Origin of the sequence: Corynebacterium comes, from assembly GCF_009734405.1 — a bacterium.
GTDB classification, from domain to species: Bacteria; Actinomycetota; Actinomycetes; order Mycobacteriales; family Mycobacteriaceae; genus Corynebacterium; species Corynebacterium comes.
Genome location: NZ_CP046453.1, coordinates 2559170 through 2575821 on the forward strand (window position 1 = coordinate 2559170; position 16652 = coordinate 2575821).

Consider the following 16652-nt stretch of genomic DNA (forward strand, 5'->3'; position numbering starts at 1 on the left):
GCCCCAGGAATGTTCCTGGGGCCCGGCCTTGTGAGTTCCCACGGGAGAACTCCCCCCCCCCCCCGGCACTTCTAAGCCCGCAGGATACCGGCCAGCTTCCTGCCGCGGGCCAGCTCGTCGACGAGTTTGTCCATCCAGCGTATCTGCTGCATGAGGGGGTCCTCGATGTCCTCCACACGGATTCCGCAGACGACACCCCGGATCAGGCCGACGTTGCTGTTCAGGGCGGGTGCCCCGGTGAAGAAAACGCGCAGATCGCCCTCGAAGGTGTGCAACTGCGCTGGGGAATAGCCGGTGAGCCACCCGACGACCTGCTCGAGTTCCGCCACGGTCCGTCCCTTCCGCTCCACCTTCGCCACGTACAGCTTCCAGATGTCGGCGAAGGGGTAGGTGAAGACCCGCTCAGACATCTAGGAGCATCTGACGATGGGCTGTGGGTCGTAGACCGTGGTGTCCGTCTCGCGGGAGATCTCGTTGCCGGCGAGATCGCGGATGATGCGGGTGTCGGAGGTGGTGAAGCCCGGTGCGCCGCCGGAGGGGATGCAGTCGTCGCCGGAGACGGTCTGCTCGCGGGGCTGGGTGGGTGCCCAGCGGCCGCCGTTGACGGATTCGACCTGGGTGGTCTTCACACCGGTGAGTCGGACGACGACGTCGCCGCCACCGACGGAAGTCTCGATTCGGACCGGATACGGGGAGGTGTTCTTGAAGCGCAGGTCGATGGCGCCCTCGTACACGGTGGCCTCACGGCCGGCCGGGTAGCGGGAGATGTAGTAGCTGTGCGGGGTGTGGGCGGTGTCCTCCATGCCGGCGAAGTAGGCGGCGTTGTAGAGGGTGGTGGCGAACTGACTGATGCCACCACCGACGGCCTCACCTGCGCGACCGTTGATGATGATGCCGGATTCGACGTAGCCCTGGGCGGCGCCACGGGGGCCGGTGTAGCCGTTGAGGGAGAAGGTGGCGCCGGGTGCGACGATGGCGCCGTCGACCACGGAGGCGACCTTGGAGATGTTGACGCCGGAGGCCGCGGAGTAGCCGGAGGTGGTGAACTCTCCGACGACCTCGTCGAAGGTGGCGGTCTGTGCCATCTCGGTGGTGAAATCGGCCGGGTCGTCCTCGTAGACGGCCTCCCACTCCCGGTCCTCGGGGGATCGGCTCAGGAGGCGGTCGTTGAAGCCCTCGAGGGTGGCCTCCCAGTTGATCTTGACGCCGTCGATGTGCGGGGTGATCTGGCGGGAGCCGCCCGCGAAGCTGATGCGGGCGTCCTGGCGGGTGGACTCGGTGGTGGAGAGTGCTGCACCCAGGATAGCCTGCGCGGCCTCGACGTTGATCTGGGTACGCAGCGTTTCACCCTCGGGGACGAAGGAGATCACCTCACCCATGCGGGCGGGTTCGATGACGCCGGTGACGTCGTCCCGCCCGAGCACGGAGATCGGTCCGGACACGGCTGCGGCTGCATCCCCCTCAGCGGCCTCCTTCACGGCCGCCTCGCCGATGGCCGGCGGCGAGACGTCCGCGTCGACCTTGACGCCCTCGGGGTCGAGCCAGTCGGCCGTGACCTCGTCCCGCAGTGCCGCGGGGTCGATGATCTGTCCGTTGACGGGCTCGGTGACCTCAACGCGGCCGTCGACAAGCACGACCCGGCCGTCCGCCGGATCGGCGCTCAGCTCGGCGTGCATGCGCCCGAGTTCGGGCTCGAGGGCGGCGTCGTCGGTGGCGGAGACGATCTCGGACTCCTTGTCGGATCCGATCAGACCCTCCAGACGGAGGAATGGGTTGAGGGATTCGGTCCCGATCTGTGCGACCGTCTCCGCGAAGTCGAGGCTCAGGCCGGCCTGAGCGGGCACGAACTCGCTCATCCGGTCACCGGCGTTGACGGTGACGGGCCGGTTGACCACGTCGCCGAGCTCACGTTCGAGGGTCATCTGAGCCTCCTCGGGGCTCATCCCCGAGATGTCCACGCCACCGACCGTGGTACCGCGGGGGAGGTTTCCCTTGGTCAGGGCGTAGTCCACTCCGAAGGTGATGGCGGCGAGGGCGATCAGGCCCACGATCACCCCGAGGATGATGCGACGTCCCCGTCCACCGCTGCGCTGGCTTTTTGCTTGGCTCACCCGTCTCACATTAATGGCCACGTGCAGGTTTGCCTACTTCTACGCCCCTCGAAACATCGCAGGTGGAACCGGCCTCAGGCGCCGGTGGACAGGAGTTGGAGTTGGACACGCTGCGCGGCGTCGTCGAGACGCTCCCCGGGGACCTCCCCGGCGGTGACCGCCGCATCGAGCGCGTCGATCGCCGCGACCAGATCCCCGCCGCTGGAGAACAGGGGCTGATCGGCGCCCGCGCGAACCGCCGCGACGACCGCCTGCGGGAGGGTGTGACGGTCGGTGATCGCGCGCATACCGGTCAGATCATCGGTGTAGACCACACCCTCGAAGGGCACGCCGCCGGGATAGTTTCCGCTGCGCAACAGCTCATATGCCGCGGGGTCGAGGCTGGAGGGTGTTACACCGTCGCCCAGGCCGGGCACGACCATGTGGCCGACCATCACGGCGCCGCCACCCTGTTTCAGGGCGATCGAGTAGGGCGGCAGATCGTGGGCGATGACCTGCTCCACCGGTGGCGTGACCGCCAGCTCCAGATGCGTGTCACCGCTGGCCTGACCATGGCCGGGGAAGTGCTTGAACACGGGGGTGACGCCCGCCGAGGCCAGTCCACGGGCGAAGGCCGCGCCGTACTCACCGGCCAGGTGGGGGTCCGTGGAGAAGGCGCGGTCGCCGACGATGTCCAGGCCGACGGCGTCGACATCCAGCACGGGCGCAAAATCCACCGTCACGCCGTGCCAGCGCAGGGAGTTGCCCAGCTCCCGGGCATAATGCTCCACCTGCTCCGGCGACATCGTGGCGGCCATCTCCCGTGCGGAGATTCTCGGTCCAATCACGTGTTCATGCCGCTGGACCCGCCCGCCCTCGAAGTCGATGGATACGGAGAAGGGTCGCCCGACGGCCTCGCGCAGCGCCACGATGTTGCGCCCCGGCGTGGTCAGCAGCTCCGTGTCCGCCCAGCTGGTGATGAAGATTCCGCCGACGCCCTGCTGCAGTTTCCACAGCGCATCGTCGTAGTTGTTCACGCCGACGACCATGAGCGACGCGGCCTTCGCGCGCTGTTCCCCGGGCACGCGCGCACCGGCGACCCCGGAGGGTTCCGGGGCCAGGCCCGGGGTGGGCACCGTCGCGCTGGCCGACGTCGCCGCAGCCGACGTCGTCGTCGGTGGCTGCTCCTGCGGATCCGCGCACGCGACCAGACCGCCCACCAGCGCACAGGCCGCGACAAGGGCGGCCAGGGGGCGGGCGGCATGACTGCCGATGATGCTCACGTAGTGCGTCCTTTCCGTGGATTACTGCGACGCGCACACTAACAGTGTGCATGAGGCGTCGTTAGACTGGGGCCACGAATACATCGGAAAAACGACTCCAGAGGAATGTGATGTCGCCCGTGACCACGACGATGCTCATCGCCTACGACGGATCCCGGGAGTCCCGGCGGGCCATGTCATCGGCCGCCCGACTGCTGAACCCCCGGGAGGTGGAGATACTCACCGCCTGGGAGCCGCTGCACCGCACGGCGGCCAGAGTCGGCGGCATGTCGGGGCTGCGTCAGGCGGAGTGGGTGACGGACACCGAGGAGGATGATCCGGCCTACGCCCGGGCACGTGACACCTGCGAGGAAGGCGTGGAGCTGGCCGAGTCCCTCGGACTCGTCGCCCGCGCCCACCTGGTCGAGGCGAAGACGTCCGTCTGGTCGGCGATCGTGGACGCCGTACGTGTGCTGGAACCTGACGTCATCGTCACCGGCACCCGGAACGCGAGCGCATGGAAATCCCTGTGGCAGCCCTCCACCGCGGAGGGCGTGCTGCACAACGCAGGCATTCCCGTGTTCGTTGTCCCGCCGGAGTCATGAAGAGTAGGATACCCAGCCATGTCCTATTATTCCGATTCCCTCAACCGCCGCTCACTGAGCTCGGTGATTGCCAGCGCGGTCGTCGGCGTGGCCCTCGGAGTGGTCTCGGTCATCGGGGTCGCGTCCTTCTCCGGCCAGGACAACGTTCCGCAGGGCAACGCCGTGCCTGCGGAGGACGCACTGCTCGGTGGCCCGGAGTACGGCACCCGGGGCTGACCCGGCGCGGGGGAGATTCGTGCCGTACATCCTCGGCTGGGTGCTCCTGGCGCTGATCAGCCTCCTCCAACCCCCGGGTCTGGTCGCGGCCGACACAAAACATGACCTGGCGGTCGATCCCGCAGGTTTCCTCTCCCAGGCCACGCACGCGTGGACGGACACCTTCACGCTCGGACAGCTGCAGAATCAGGCGTACGGCTACCTATTCCCGCACGGGGCGTTCTTCGTGCTCACCGATCCACTGCCGGACTGGATCGCACAGCGCCTGTGGTGGCTGCTGGTCACGGGTGTCGGCTACTCAGGGTTCCTGCTGCTCACGCAACGTATCAACGTGGGTTCCCCGGCATTCGGGGTGTTGGCGTCGCTTCTTTTCGCCCTCTCCCCACGCACGCTGACCACGCTCACGGCCATCTCCTCGGAAACCTGGCCGGTGATGCTCGCCCCCTGGGTGCTGCTGCCCTTCCTCGGGCCTCTGGGCCTCCGCGCGGTGGCCGCCGCCACGATCCCGGTCGCGATGATGGGGGCGGTCAACGCGACCGCCACCATCGCCGCCTGTCTGCCCGCGGGTCTGGTCATCGTCTGGCGTCTCCTGCGTCGGGACGGCCACGCGCTGCGCACCCTCACCGGTTGGCTCGCCGGTTGCCTCCTGGTGAGCCTGTGGTGGATCGGCCCACTGCTGGTGCTCGGTCACTATTCGGTGCCGTTCACGGACTTCATCGAATCCTCGTACGTGACCACACGGTGGCTCAACCTCATCGAGATTCTCCGCGGCACCACCAGCTGGGCGCCGTTCGTGGACACCGAGCGCCAGGCCGGCCACCTGCTGGTCTCCTCCCCCGTCTTCGTGCTCGCCACCACGGCCGTCGCCGCCCTCGGGCTCTGGGGGTTGACGCTGCGCACCACCCCGCACCGTCGGCTGTGGGTGGGCATGCTGCTGACCGGGGTGGCTGTGCTCGGTGCCGCGCATGGTCCGTTGGCCGGACAGTGGCTGACGCTTCTCGACGGCCCCCTCGCGGCCTTCCGCAACCTCCACAAGTTCGATCCCCTGGTGCGCATCCCGCTGCTCATCGGGGTGGCCGCCCTCGGTACGCAGCTGCGCATCCCCTCGACGTGGGGTGGCGTGCTGAACCCGGGACGTCGGGAAGCGACCGCCGTACTGGTGATCGTCATCGGCGTGGCGTCGATGGCCCCTGCCTGGTCGGGTCGGCTGCTGCCACGCGGTGCCTACGAGTACGTGCCCGCCTACTGGCAGGAGGCGACCAACCTGCTCAACGCGCAGGCCCGGGGGACGCGCACCCTGATCGTTCCGGAGGCGTCCTTCGCCCGGCAGACCTGGGGCTGGACCCGCGATGAACCCGCACAGCCGCTTCTCGATGTCCCCTGGGCCGTCCGCGACGCCGTCCCGCTCATCCCCCCGGAGGCCGTCCGCGGCCTCGACGGAGTGATGGCCGTGCTGCACCACGACCCGGCCGCCGGGGCCGACGCCCTGCGCCGCCTCGGCATCGGCGCGGTGCTCAACCGCGGTGACCTGGTGGGGGGCGCGGAGCAGATCGACGTGGAGAGGCTCGCCGGGGCGACAGGGTCCGAGGTCCACCGCTTCGGTGCGGAGGAGCAGCTGGAGGTGGTGATCCTCGATCCCGTAGCCGACCTGGCCCTCACCGACCAGCAGCCCGTACGGGTGGCCGGTGGCGGCGAGAGTCTCGCCGTGCTGGACATGATCCACGGACCCGGGCCACGCGTGCTCGTGGATTCGGACGCCGAGATCGTCACCGACACCCCGGCGCTGACGGTGCGGCACTACGGCACGCTGGAAGGGGCGGTCTCCGCACCCCTCGCTGACCTCGGCGAGAGCGTCGGCTCCCGCAACGCCGTGCCCGACTACCCCTCGGCCGGCCCGTTCACGCGGGTGCAGACCCACGGCGGCACCGTCACCGCCAGCTCATCAGCGGCCGACGCCGGCAGTTTCGGCGGCGCCGACGCCGCCCGCTCGATCACCGCCGCCGTGGACGGTGAGCCGGACACCGCCTGGTGGCCCACCCCGGGACCGCCGGACGGGCAGTGGCTGGAGCTGGCCCCCGACCGACAGCTGGCTGACCCCGCCGTCACCATCGCGGCCACGGATGACACCACGATCGACCTCAACGGCCGGACAGTCGAGATCGGCGAGGAACCGACGACATTCCACCTGCGCGGCACCTACGACACCCTGCGTGTGACGCTCACCGGCCCCCAACCCGTCGGTCTCTCCGAGATCACCATCGACAACCACCGGCTCGAACGCGTAGTCACCGTGCCGGACACCTCACCGGACGTGCGCCAGTTCCTCTTCCAGCGCCTCACCCTGGACACCGGGCACCTCATCCGCGACTTCACCGCGCCCCGCCCGATGCAGCTGCTTCTCAACACCCCCTCCGACGCCGTCACCATCGACGACGTCGAGTACTCCCCCGGCGACCTCGTCGAGCTGACTCCGGGCGTGCACCGCCTGGCCACCGACGCGGAGTGGGTCACCCTCACCGAAGAGGGTTTCGACCCCTCACCCGCCTTCGGGTCCACCGGCCGGGACATCGCGGCCGCCGACGACACCGACCGGATACTGCTCACCGGGCGGTCCGCCAACCCCGGCCTGCAGGCCAGCGTGGCGGGGCTGCCCCTCGAGCCGCTCGTCGTGGACGCCGCCACCCAGGCCTTCCGCCTGCCCGCCGGCACCGGGGGAAGGGTGGAGTTCTCCTTCGCCGGCGACCCCGCCTACCGCGGGCTGCTCTTCGGTGGTGGGGCGCTGGCGCTGCTCACCGTGCTGGGTGCCGCAGTGGTGGTCATCCGCGGCAGGCGCGGGGAGTGGACGGTGGTGGGGCCGCGCCCCGGCACCGGCGTCGGCCTGCTGTCGCTGGGGGCGGTCACCGCTTTTCTCGTCGCCGGCTGGCCGGGGCTGCTGGCCGCCATGGTGGCGTTGCTGGTGCTGCGTGTCACCCTGATCCCCGCCGGACTCCTGGCGTTCGTGCTGCTCAGCGTGGCGGGTGCCTGGCTGGCGCGGGGGCCGTGGCCGAGCGGCGACTACGCCGGTGATTCTGCCGCCCTGGCCCTCCTGCTCGTCGCTGCCCTGATCAGTCTCCTGCCCGGTTCCTCGAGGAATACGTGGCTGGCGGCCGCCACCGGCACCGTGAGCACCAGCGTCACCGCCAGGACCGGCCAGAAACCCCCGGAGAAGTAGTTCAGTCCGAGGAGCGGGAAGGCGAGCGAGAGCATCGCCACGTGCCACAGGAAGATGGAGTAGGACCAGCGGCCCAGCGTCTGCATCACCGGGCCTGCCAGCCAGCGGGATCCCGGCGCCAGGGCCTCCGGGACGACGATCGCGAAGGCGAACACCGTCCCCGCCAGCACACGTCGCATGAACTCCGCCGGCTCCGGGTGCGCGAGACCCACCGGACCGAACCACTCCTGTCCGGCGACCCACGCCGTCGCCAGGGCGAGCCACCACCACACCCAGCGGACCTCTAGGACCCGACGCACCCAGGCGGGCACCCTGTCCGACATCTCGGCGGCGATCATGCCCACCGCGAACCAGGGGGCGTAGGCGACCGGCCAGATCTGACGGTTGGAGATTCCGGTCTCCGCATCGGGGCCTGCCATGACGAACGGAAGCCAGGCCCACCCCAGGCTGAGGATCGCCAGGCCGAGGATCGCCAGGATCCGGGCACGCCGGGGCAGTCGGCCGAGGGTCAGCGCGAGCAGCGGGAGCGCCAGGTAGAAGCCGACCTCCACGCTCAGCGACCACAGGTGCGTGAGCCCCGGGGCCAGGCCGTCGACGAAGTAGACCTGGGTGAGGGTGAGATTGGCCAGGATCTGCCTGCCGCCCATCTGTGAGGCTTCCGGCAGCAACAGGATCACCGCCACCACGCACACCAGATAGGCCGGCATGATCCGGCCGGTGCGGTTGAGCAGGTAACGGCCGATGGTGGCGGGAGCATGGTCATCATGATGGTTGCGCCACAACAGGAACGCCGAGAGCGCGAAGAACACTGGCACGAAGAAGTCGAAGCGCGCGAGCACCGAACCGACCACCGAGCGGGGGTCGAGTCCCGTCTGGAAGGCCACGTGGGTGAGGACCACGCCGAAGGCAGCGACCGCACGCAGTCCTTCCAGTCCGGGGAGGCGACGCTGTTTGTAGGATGGAACGGACATGCGGCACACCTCCCGCTCTGGTTGTCGTCATCGGAGCACGCCCGGGGGCGTTTCCGGCGATCTTAACGAATAGGACCGTGCAAACCTTGTCTGAGAGTGTGTTCCGGCGCCCGCCTATCCGGCTGCTGCTGATCGCCGCGGTTGTGTTCCTGCTTGGTTCGCTCCTGCCACCACTGGTGATCACCCAGCTGAAACCCCTGCCCCTGGATCTGCAGGAGAGCTTCACCACCCGTCCGGCGGACACGGTCATGCTCGCTCCCTCCGCCGTCGATTCCGGTGCGGTTCCGGATCAGAACCGGGAACGCCCGGAATGCCGCGACGGCTCCTTCCCCGACGTGCCCTACTCCTGCCTCGTGATGGAGACCACCACCCACCGGGATCTGCGGGTGCACACCGGTGAGTCAGAGGAACCCGGCGACATCAACGTCGAGGCCACGACCAGGCTGCTGGCCGGAGAGTCCGTGGTCCTCGAGCTGAGGGACTCGCTGCGCCTGGACCGCAGCTCGACCTACCCCGTCGCGGATCCCGTCAGCCGGGTGGAGACGTCCGTGCCGGGTCTGGCCGACGGCACGAGCACCGGCCCCTTCGTCCGGGAGGGACTGCAGTACTTCTTCCCCTTCCCTCCCGAGCCCCGTTCCTACCCGCGCTACGACATGATCGCCGAGCAACCCCTCCTGCTGGACTATGTCGGTGAGGTCGATCGCAACGGCCTGGAGACCTTCGAGTTCCACCACACCTTCACCGCCTTCCCCCTGAGCGACCCCGATGACAACCGGCCGCGACCGGAGGCACCGGAAGCTGGTGTCCTCGACTCCCTCCGGGCCTGGGGCACGGGTTCGCCCTGGTACGCCATCGACCGCACGGTGTGGGTGGAGCCGAAGTCCGGCACGATCGTGGACACCGCGGAGCGGATCCACGTCTACTTCGCCGTCGACCGCGCCCAGGCGGAGGAACGCGCCTTCGACCCCTCGCCGGAGTTCACCCTCCTCCACACCTCCTCCACCTGGGACGATGAGACGCTCGCCCGGCAGCACGACAAAGCCGCCGAGGTGGTGTCGACGCTGCGCGTGCTGCAGATCTTCGCCGTCGTCCTCAAGGCCATCGCCCTGGTGGCCGTGATCTGGGCGGTGGTGCTTCTGCTCCGGGAACGTCGGGGGCAGGCATCCTGAGCAGGGTGAGGTGGTCGCCCCTGTGGGCGGGTGTGCTCATCGTCGCCCTGCTGTGGCCGCTCGCCCTGCCCGGCCAGCTGGCGCTGCGCGACATGCTGGTCCTCGATTCCCCGGCGCTGTCCCCCGGCGCGCTGGGGACCGGAGATCTGCCGGCCCGCAACGCCCCGCAGGACGGGCTGCTGGCGCTGCTCGGGACTGTCCTGCCGGCCTCCTGGGTCGCGCGCGGTCTCATCCTGGCCGGTGCGGTCGCCGGCGCCGTCGGCGCGGTGTGGCTGGCCCGGTTCCAGGGCGCAACCCGCTTGTCCACGCTCGCCTCCCTCACCCTCGTCCTCTGGAACCCCTTCGTGGTGGAACGCCTTCTGCAGGGCCACTGGTCGCTGGTCATCGCCGGGTGGCTGCTCCCCCTCATCGCCGTCGCCGGAATGTCAGGGCGCCCCGGGGTGGCGTGGGTGGCCATGTGGGCGGCGTCGCTGACCCCCACCGGCGCCCTGTTCGCACTGTTCACAGGCGTGGCCACCGCCCGCGCCCACCGGGGGCGGACTCTGCTGCTCGGCGTCCTGTGCTGCCTGCCGTGGCTGGTCCCCGGCCTGATCCACAGCGGGGGTGCGGTCGCGGAATCCGCCGCGGCCTTCGCCCCGCGTGCAGAGGGGTACGTCGGGGCACCCGGCGCCCTCGTGGGACTCGGGGGGATCTGGAACGCCGACGCAGTGCCCCCCTCCCGGGAGATCGGTTTCGCCCTGGCCGGGGTGCTCCTGTTCGCCCTGCTGCTCACCGCCGCCCGCCGCGTGCCTGCGCCCCTGTTGTGGCTGGCCGGTGTCGGCCTGGGGGGCGCCGTGTTCGCGTGGCTGGCACCCGGGGTGCTGGGATGGTTGATCGCCACCGTCCCCGGCGCCGGCCTGGTCCGCGACGCCAGCAAACTCACCGTCCTGGCACTGCCGGCCTACGTGGCTGCGGCGGCGTCGACACGCACCTGGGCGGCCGGCCTCGTACTTGTCCTGGCGCTGCTCCAGGTGCCCGACGCGCCGCGGGCTCTCGCCCCGTTGAGTCCGCAGCCGGTGGCCGTCGACCGGTCGCTCGTGGACCTGGTGGACGGTCGCGACGTGCTGCTCGTCGACGAACCGACGCTCGTCCGGCGTGCCGACGGCATCGTGATGATCAACCCCCTGGCCAAGGCGCTGCCCACCGTCGAATCCGGCGCGCTCAGCGTCGACGGAGTGCTTGTCGACGCCCCCTCGCCCCGCTGGCGGTCCGCCATCGCCGCGTGGGAGGCCCGCGACATGGCCGCGCTGGAGGATCTGGGGGTGGGTGTGGTCGTCTCCGAGGGTCAGGTGGTGGAGACCGCCGCCGGGCCGCAGCCTCGCAGACTGGGGCTCACGTTGCTGGCGGTGTGGCTGCTCATCCCCGCCGGGGTGTGGCTTGCGCGATGGCGGTGAGCAGCTCCTCGAACCGCCCTCCGGTCTGCGCCCAGGAGAAACCCTCCGCACGCTTCCTGGCCGCCTCACCGAGACGGTGGGTGAATTCGGCGTCGGCAAGCAGTCGGGCCGTCAGCTCCGTGAGCTCCGCCGGGGAATCGGCGAGCAGGCCGGTCTCGCGGTCGAGGACGGAGTTCCGCAGGCCACCGGCGGTGCGGTAACCGATGGTGGGCACGCCGTGCTGAGCGGCCTCCATGACCGCCAGGCCCCAACCCTCCTTACGGGAGGGCATGAGGTGCACCGTGGCGCGCGCCAGCAGGGCGTGCTTGTAGTCCTCGGTGACCTGGCCGTGGAAGCAGACACGATCGACCACGCCGCGGGTCTGCGCGTACTGGCGGAGCTCGTCCTCCCACCAACCGGACCCGATGACGTCCAGGACCACGTTCCCGGGCAGCTGCGCGAGCGTGTCCATCGCGTGTTCGATCTGCTTGTGCGGCACCAGGCGGGAGAGGGTGACCAGGTGGGTCGCACCGTTGCCGTCCAGGAGCGGAATACTCTCCGGCACCGGGTCGAGGCCGTTACGGATGATGGTGATGTCCTCCTCGCGCACCCCCAGCTCGATGAGGTCCGCCCGCGAGGACTCCGAAACCGTCACGTACTGCGCACCCCGGTAGACACGCGGCGCAACCTGCGACTCCAGGAACCAGCCCAGCACCGCGAGTGCGCGGCCCGCCACCGGCCACTGCTCCTTGTGCCGGTGGTGAGTGAGCAGCACCGTCGGCCGGCCCGCCACCAGCCGCGCGAAGAAGGGGATGCCGTTCTGGGTGTCCACCACCACGTCGATGTCCCCCAGCGTGCCGATGCCCACCCTGCCCAGCAGAATCCCCACCCACGCCCTCGGGTAGACCGTGAACTTGCCGCCGCTGCGAGAGAAGCGCACACCGTTGCGATGAGAACGTCGGGGTGCATCCGTGTGCCCGGCCGTCCGGTACACCACCTCGTGACCACGGCCGGCGAGGTACTCGCCCACACGTTCCAGGTAGCGTTCCGAGCCGCCACCCTGCGGGTGGGTCGAATCGCGCCAGCACAGGAGAAGGATCTTCATGGTCCGCACAAGCCTACCTGTGCCACGATGTATTCCGTGATGCCCCGAACCCGACGCCTGGCCACCCTGCGCCGCTCCTTCTCCCTGCTCCGGGCCCTCCGGCACGAACAGACCCGGCCGGAGTTCTTCTACCGGCCGCTCGCCGAGGACACGGCATCGCTCATCAGCGCCCTCCGCTCCGACCTGGTGGACCGGCCCCTCACAGGAGCATCGGTGCTCGACGTCGGCGGCGGCCCCGGTTACTTCGCCGACGCCTTCGCCGAGAAGGACGCCTGGTACGTCCCGGTCGAACCCGACGTGGGCGAGATGGCCGCCGCCGGCATCACCGTGCCCGGCTCCGTGCGTGGCGACGGCCGGTCACTCCCCTTCCGCGCCGACACCTTCGACGTGGTGTACTCATCCAACGTCGCCGAGCACGTCCCGGACCCCTGGGCCATGGGGGAGGAGATGCTGCGCGTCACCCGCCCCGGTGGGCTGACGATCCTCAGCTACACCGTCTGGCTCGGCCCCTTCGGTGGCCACGAGACCGGCGTCTGGGAGCACTACGTCGGCGGTGACTTCGCGCGGCGTCGATACGAATCGCGCCACGGTCACCCCCCGAAGAACGTCTTCGGCGAGTCGCTCTTCAACGTCTCCTGCGCCGAAGGGCTGCGCTGGGCCCGGCAGGTCGAGGGCGCCACCCTGGTCGCGGCCTTCCCCCGGTACCATCCCGCCTGGGCGTGGTGGATGGTCCGCGTCCCGCTGCTCCGCGAGTTCCTGGTGTCCAACCTGGTGCTGGTCCTGCGTCGCCGGTAGGAGTGGTGGCGTACGCCCCTTCCCCCCGACTTCACGTCACCGGACATCACCCTGATATCGGGGTCTACGGCGGCGAAGTCATGGTGGCGAAGTCGGCGTGTCCGCCCACACCCCGGGACACCCCCGGGCGTGACCTCCCCACATGAAACACCCACCCCCAGGGACCGTGGTCAGCCTGGGGGTGGGGGGTTCTTGTCGAGTCTCGGCGGGTCAGGCCTGGGCGGCCTCGATGCGCTCCTTGAGCTTGCCCAGCTGCTCGTGCACCTCGTTCGGCACGCGCGGGCCGAGGAAGGCGAGGTACTCCTCATTGGAGGCGACGTCGCGGGACCAGTCGGCAGCGGGTGCGGACAGCGCCTCGTTCACGTCCTCGAGCGGGGTGTCCAGACCGGTGAGGTCCAGGTCCTCGGCGCGGGCGGTGTTGCCCACGATGGTCTCGTCGGCGCCGACACGGCCCTCAATGCGGTCGATGACCCACTTGAGCACGCGGGAGTTGTCGCCGAAGCCCGGCCACAGGAAGCGGCCGTCCTCGCCGCGGCGGAACCAGTTCACCAGGAAGATCGAAGGCATACGGTCGCCGCCCTTGTTGCCCATGTCGATCCAGTGCTGCAGGTAGTCACCGGCGTTGTAGCCCATGAACGGCAGCATGGCCATCGGGTCGTGGCGCAGGGAACCGACCTTGGCCTCGGCGGAGGCGGCGGTCTGGCCGGAGGACAGCGTCGCACCGATGAAGGTGCCGTGCTCCCAGTCGAAGGACTGGCTCACCAGCGGGACGGTGTCGGCGCGGCGGCCGCCGAAGAGGATGGCGTCGATCTTGACGCCCTTCGGGTCGTTGAACTCGGGCGCTGCCGCCGGGCTCTGCTCGATGGCGACGCAGTAGCGGGAGTTCGGGTGTGCGGCGTTGGTGCCGGACTCCGGGGTCCAGTCGTTGCCCAGCCAGTCGACGAGGTGCGCCGGCTTCTCTCCGTCCATGCCCTCCCACCAGATGTCGCCGTCGTCGGTGAGCGCGACGTTGGTGAACAGGGTGTTGCCCGGCTCCATGGTGCGCATGGCGATCGGGTTGGAGGCGTAGTTGGTGCCCGGGGCGACACCGAAGAAACCGTTCTCCGGGTTGACGGCGTAGAGGCCGTCCTCACGGAGCTTGAGCCATGCGATGTCATCGCCGACGACCTCGGCGGTCCAACCCTCGATGGTCGGGGTGATCATGGCGAGGTTGGTCTTGCCGCAGGCGGACGGGAAGGCGGCGGCGATGTGGTAGCTCTTGCCCTCCGGGGAGTTCAGCTTGAGGATGAGCATGTGCTCAGCCATCCAGCCTTCTTCCTTGGCCATGACGGAAGCGATACGCAGGGCGTAGCACTTCTTCGCCAGGATGGCGTTGCCGCCGTAACCGGAACCGTAGGACCAGATCTCCTTGGTGTCCGGGAACTGGGTGATGTACTTGGTGTCGTTGCACGGCCACGGCACGTCCTCCTGGCCGGGCTCGAGCGGAGCGCCGACGGAGTGGAGTGCGTGGACGAAGTCACCGTCGGTGCCGATCTTGGCCAGGGCCTCGGCACCCATACGGGTCATGATGGCCATGGAGAGGACGACGTAGGCGGAGTCGGTCAGCTGGACGCCCAGCTTCGGATCCGGATCGGTGATCGGACCCATGCAGAAGGGGACGACGTACATGGTGCGGCCCTTCATGGCGCCACGGTAGACCTCGGTCATCTCGGCCTTCATCTCGGCCGGGGCGACCCAGTTGTTGGTCGGGCCGGCGTCCTCCTCGTTCTCGGAGCAGATGTAGGTACGGGACTCCACGCGAGCGACGTCGTCCGGGTTGGAACGGGCGAGGAAGCTGTTGGGGCGCTTCTCCTCGTTGAGCTTGATCAGGGTCCCTGCCTCGATGAGCTCTGAGGTGAGGCGATCCCACTCCTCCTGCGAACCATCGGCGAAGACGACCGCCTCAGGCTCGAACAATTCGACCGCCTCTGCAATCCAGGAGAGGAGCTTCTCGTTGTCGGTCGGGGCGGGGCCCACCAGGCCCTTGATTGCAGTCGTCATTAGTACTCCTGATTAATTCTTCACTCGGCAGAGATCTCGCCCTACAGGTTATCCATTTCAATGCGTGTTCGGCTACGGATAGAGTTATTGAGGACGTGTCATACGTCATAACCTGCCAGTTTATCCCCGTTCAATCCGATGCCACCCGGCTTTTCCCGGGTTCTCCCCCCTGCCCGCAGTCCCCTTTTCGGGGGTGCCATCGGAGGGCAAACCCCACTCGGAGCCCCCGTCGGAGGGCAAGATTCCGGAAACATCGGCGACCAGACCCCAGGCCGCGCGGTGCGGATCGGCGGTGAATACGTCGTATCCCCCGTCCTGATGGACCGAGGAAATGTGATCGACAACGCCGTCGCCGTCAAGGTCGGCATAGACGGTCGTGCCACCCGGGTCGGTGAGGGTGACGGAATCCCCCACGGCGCCGTCGAGTTCGAGCTGTTCCCCGCCCAACCGGAGGCGCAGCGTGTCGCCGTCCCCGGCCCCGGTCAGATCCTCGAGCCCGTGCAGACTCGACCACCATTCATTCATTGCAGCTCCTCGGCCAGTGTTCGGCGCAGCCAGGCGGCCGGCGCGTGGGTGGGTGCCCGTCGAATGCGGGCGGCCTCGTCCCGCGCCCAGACGGAATGCGCTTCTCTGCGTCCCCTCCGCCACCGCAACCCTCCCGCGGCCAGGGCGGCGGCGGCCCCCACCAGGACGCCCGCCAGGGGACCCACCGACCAGGCTGAACGTCCCGTGGCCACGCCGACGGCCAGTGCGATGAGCACGGCCTGCCCGGCGACCTCCCGCAAGTCGGGCGGCGAGGCGGGGGCGAGCCCGTGCCCACGGGCCAGGGCCGTGAGGTCCCCGAGGGCACGGCGGGCGACGAGGTCGGCGAGGCGGGCGTCGAGAAGCAGACGTCGCCGGCGTTCCAGCTGGTCGGCGGCGCGCAGCCAGGTACCCGGGCGGGGAACGGGCGGCGGGGAGGCGGGGAGGGTGAGCGCATGCCGGACGGCGTCCGCGAGTGGGCGGCCGGGCCGGACGACGGTGCCGGGGATCTCGGCGGGGAGCGGGGCGGTCGAGATCAGTCGTCCGGCACGGCGGGCGGCGTCGCGCAACGTGGGGTGGTCGACGTCGGCCCAACCGGCGGGCGGGGCGACCGCGAGCACGGCGTCCACATGGGCGTCCGCGACGATCTCCATGCCGGGCAGCTCCACACGCACCTGCGGATCGGGGCTGATGACGGCGATCCGGGGGGTGGGCACGGTCATCCCGCCGGCACCGGCGACGGCCAGCAGCTCCTCCGCCACGTGGGGGTGCCGCGCGGCCAGCGCGCGGAGTTCGCCGTGGAGGAGGCGGGTGCGGACGTCGAGAAGCAGCTCCGGGGACCAGGGGCCGGACTCCGGGAGGGCGGGAACCACCAGGACCGCCTGGGGGCCTGCCGCGATGCGGGAACGGACCGCGGCAGTCAGGGGCCCGGGGTGGATGAGCACGAGGACGTCGATACCCGGGGTGGTGGCGGGCCAGGTGACGGCAACCTCTCTGACCTGCCAGGATTCAGGGACCCGGGCGGGGCCGTCCAGGGTGCAGGCCCCCACGCGGGGCGGGCCGGTGAGCTCGAGAAGCACCCGGCGTAGGGCGATGCCCGCGAGGCAGCCGAAATCGCGCGCGTCCGCCCAGTCGGCGGCGCGGATGAAGATCTCAGGCGTGCGCATGCCCCACCCCCTCCCCCGGGTTGATCCGCGCCCATCCTCACCCGGCGGCCCGCGAACCGCAACCGGGGCGGAGGAAAATTGAAGTTTG

The 16652-nt window shown here is 69.7% G+C and carries 13 protein-coding genes and 1 pseudogene; 6 read left to right on the forward strand and 8 right to left on the reverse strand.

The window, feature by feature from the left end:
• Nucleotides 1-71 precede the first annotated feature (71 nt).
• From CETAM_RS12210 to CETAM_RS12220, 3 genes are all read right to left on the reverse strand, one after another.
• Entirely contained in the window at nt 72-410 is a 339-nt protein-coding gene (locus tag CETAM_RS12210; RefSeq protein WP_156229102.1) for a DUF2200 domain-containing protein, read from the reverse strand.
• Nucleotides 411-2111 carry a VanW family protein gene (locus tag CETAM_RS12215; RefSeq protein WP_231587503.1) on the reverse strand — a complete coding sequence of 567 codons (1701 nt, stop codon included), beginning with the start codon at nt 2109-2111 and terminating at the stop codon, nt 411-413.
• Between the two features lie 74 nt (nt 2112-2185).
• Nucleotides 2186-3373, reverse strand: a complete 1188-nt coding sequence (locus CETAM_RS12220) for a glycoside hydrolase family 3 N-terminal domain-containing protein (protein WP_231587504.1) — start codon at nt 3371-3373, stop codon at nt 2186-2188.
• Between the two features lie 110 nt (nt 3374-3483).
• Here CETAM_RS12220 and CETAM_RS12225 point away from each other — a divergent pair, with 110 nt between their 5' ends.
• From CETAM_RS12225 to CETAM_RS14040, 3 genes are read left to right on the forward strand one after another with little or no spacing between them, the layout of a single operon-like run.
• Nucleotides 3484-3957 (forward strand): universal stress protein, encoded by a 474-nt coding sequence (locus tag CETAM_RS12225; protein ID WP_156229103.1) that lies wholly within the window; start codon nt 3484-3486, stop codon nt 3955-3957.
• An 18-nt stretch (nt 3958-3975) separates the two neighbouring features.
• A complete protein-coding gene (locus CETAM_RS12230) occupies nt 3976-4173 on the forward strand; it encodes a DUF2613 domain-containing protein (protein ID WP_156229104.1) in 198 nt (65 codons plus the stop codon).
• 19 nt (nt 4174-4192) lie between these two features.
• A complete protein-coding gene (locus CETAM_RS14040; protein ID WP_156229105.1) occupies nt 4193-7384 on the forward strand; it encodes an alpha-(1->3)-arabinofuranosyltransferase domain-containing protein in 3192 nt (1063 codons plus the stop codon).
• Here the strand turns inward: CETAM_RS14040 and CETAM_RS12240 are convergent.
• Nucleotides 7375-8355: pseudogene (locus CETAM_RS12240) on the reverse strand (acyltransferase family protein); the annotation flags it as partial. The gene CETAM_RS14040 and the pseudogene CETAM_RS12240 overlap by 10 nt on opposite strands.
• Nucleotides 8356-8441: 86 nt before the next feature.
• Between CETAM_RS12240 and CETAM_RS12245 the strand changes: the two are divergent.
• Both CETAM_RS12245 and CETAM_RS12250 read left to right on the forward strand, forming a co-directional pair.
• The gene (locus tag CETAM_RS12245) at nt 8442-9524 is read left to right on the forward strand and encodes a DUF3068 domain-containing protein (protein WP_197085743.1); all 1083 of its coding nucleotides are present in this window, start codon (nt 8442-8444) and stop codon (nt 9522-9524) included.
• Between the two features lie 5 nt (nt 9525-9529).
• On the forward strand, nt 9530-10957 hold the full coding sequence (locus CETAM_RS12250; RefSeq protein WP_231587505.1) for a hypothetical protein: 1428 nt from the start codon (nt 9530-9532) through the stop codon (nt 10955-10957).
• On the opposite strand, the gene CETAM_RS12255 is transcribed toward CETAM_RS12250, so the two are convergent.
• Nucleotides 10920-12041, reverse strand: coding sequence for a glycosyltransferase family 4 protein (locus CETAM_RS12255; protein ID WP_156229108.1), 1122 nt, complete (start codon nt 12039-12041; stop codon nt 10920-10922). The genes CETAM_RS12250 and CETAM_RS12255 overlap by 38 nt on opposite strands.
• Nucleotides 12042-12080: 39 nt before the next feature.
• Here CETAM_RS12255 and CETAM_RS12260 point away from each other — a divergent pair, with 39 nt between their 5' ends.
• Nucleotides 12081-12836, forward strand: a complete 756-nt coding sequence (locus tag CETAM_RS12260) for a class I SAM-dependent methyltransferase (RefSeq protein ID WP_156229517.1) — start codon at nt 12081-12083, stop codon at nt 12834-12836.
• Between the two features lie 210 nt (nt 12837-13046).
• Here CETAM_RS12260 and CETAM_RS12265 read toward each other — a convergent pair whose 3' ends face one another.
• The 3 genes from CETAM_RS12265 to CETAM_RS12275 all read right to left on the reverse strand — a co-directional run bounded on the left by CETAM_RS12265 (nt 13047) and on the right by CETAM_RS12275 (nt 16564).
• The gene (locus CETAM_RS12265; protein ID WP_156229109.1) at nt 13047-14876 is read right to left on the reverse strand and encodes a phosphoenolpyruvate carboxykinase (GTP); all 1830 of its coding nucleotides are present in this window, start codon (nt 14874-14876) and stop codon (nt 13047-13049) included.
• Nucleotides 14877-14996: 120 nt separating this feature from the next.
• Nucleotides 14997-15401 carry a DUF6802 family protein gene (locus CETAM_RS12270; RefSeq protein ID WP_156229110.1) on the reverse strand — a complete coding sequence of 135 codons (405 nt, stop codon included), beginning with the start codon at nt 15399-15401 and terminating at the stop codon, nt 14997-14999.
• Nucleotides 15398-16564 carry a hypothetical protein gene (locus CETAM_RS12275; protein ID WP_156229111.1) on the reverse strand — a complete coding sequence of 389 codons (1167 nt, stop codon included), beginning with the start codon at nt 16562-16564 and terminating at the stop codon, nt 15398-15400. The genes CETAM_RS12270 and CETAM_RS12275 overlap by 4 nt, the downstream gene beginning before the upstream one ends.
• Nucleotides 16565-16652 lie beyond the last annotated feature (88 nt).

What these genes read in the sequence shown, in the direction of transcription:
- CETAM_RS12210 (WP_156229102.1), bottom strand. Translation starts at nt 410, where the DNA reads ATGTCTGAGCGGGTCTTCACCTACCCCTTCGCCGACATCTGGAAGCTG.
- CETAM_RS12225 (WP_156229103.1), top strand. Translation starts at nt 3,484, where the DNA reads ATGTCGCCCGTGACCACGACGATGCTCATCGCCTACGACGGATCCCGG.
- CETAM_RS12230 (WP_156229104.1), top strand. Translation starts at nt 3,976, where the DNA reads ATGTCCTATTATTCCGATTCCCTCAACCGCCGCTCACTGAGCTCGGTG.
- CETAM_RS12255 (WP_156229108.1), bottom strand. Translation starts at nt 12,041, where the DNA reads ATGAAGATCCTTCTCCTGTGCTGGCGCGATTCGACCCACCCGCAGGGT.
- CETAM_RS12260 (WP_156229517.1), top strand. Translation starts at nt 12,081, where the DNA reads ATGCCCCGAACCCGACGCCTGGCCACCCTGCGCCGCTCCTTCTCCCTG.
- CETAM_RS12265 (WP_156229109.1), bottom strand. Translation starts at nt 14,876, where the DNA reads ATGACGACTGCAATCAAGGGCCTGGTGGGCCCCGCCCCGACCGACAAC.
- CETAM_RS12270 (WP_156229110.1), bottom strand. Translation starts at nt 15,401, where the DNA reads ATGAATGAATGGTGGTCGAGTCTGCACGGGCTCGAGGATCTGACCGGG.
- CETAM_RS12275 (WP_156229111.1), bottom strand. Translation starts at nt 16,564, where the DNA reads ATGCGCACGCCTGAGATCTTCATCCGCGCCGCCGACTGGGCGGACGCG.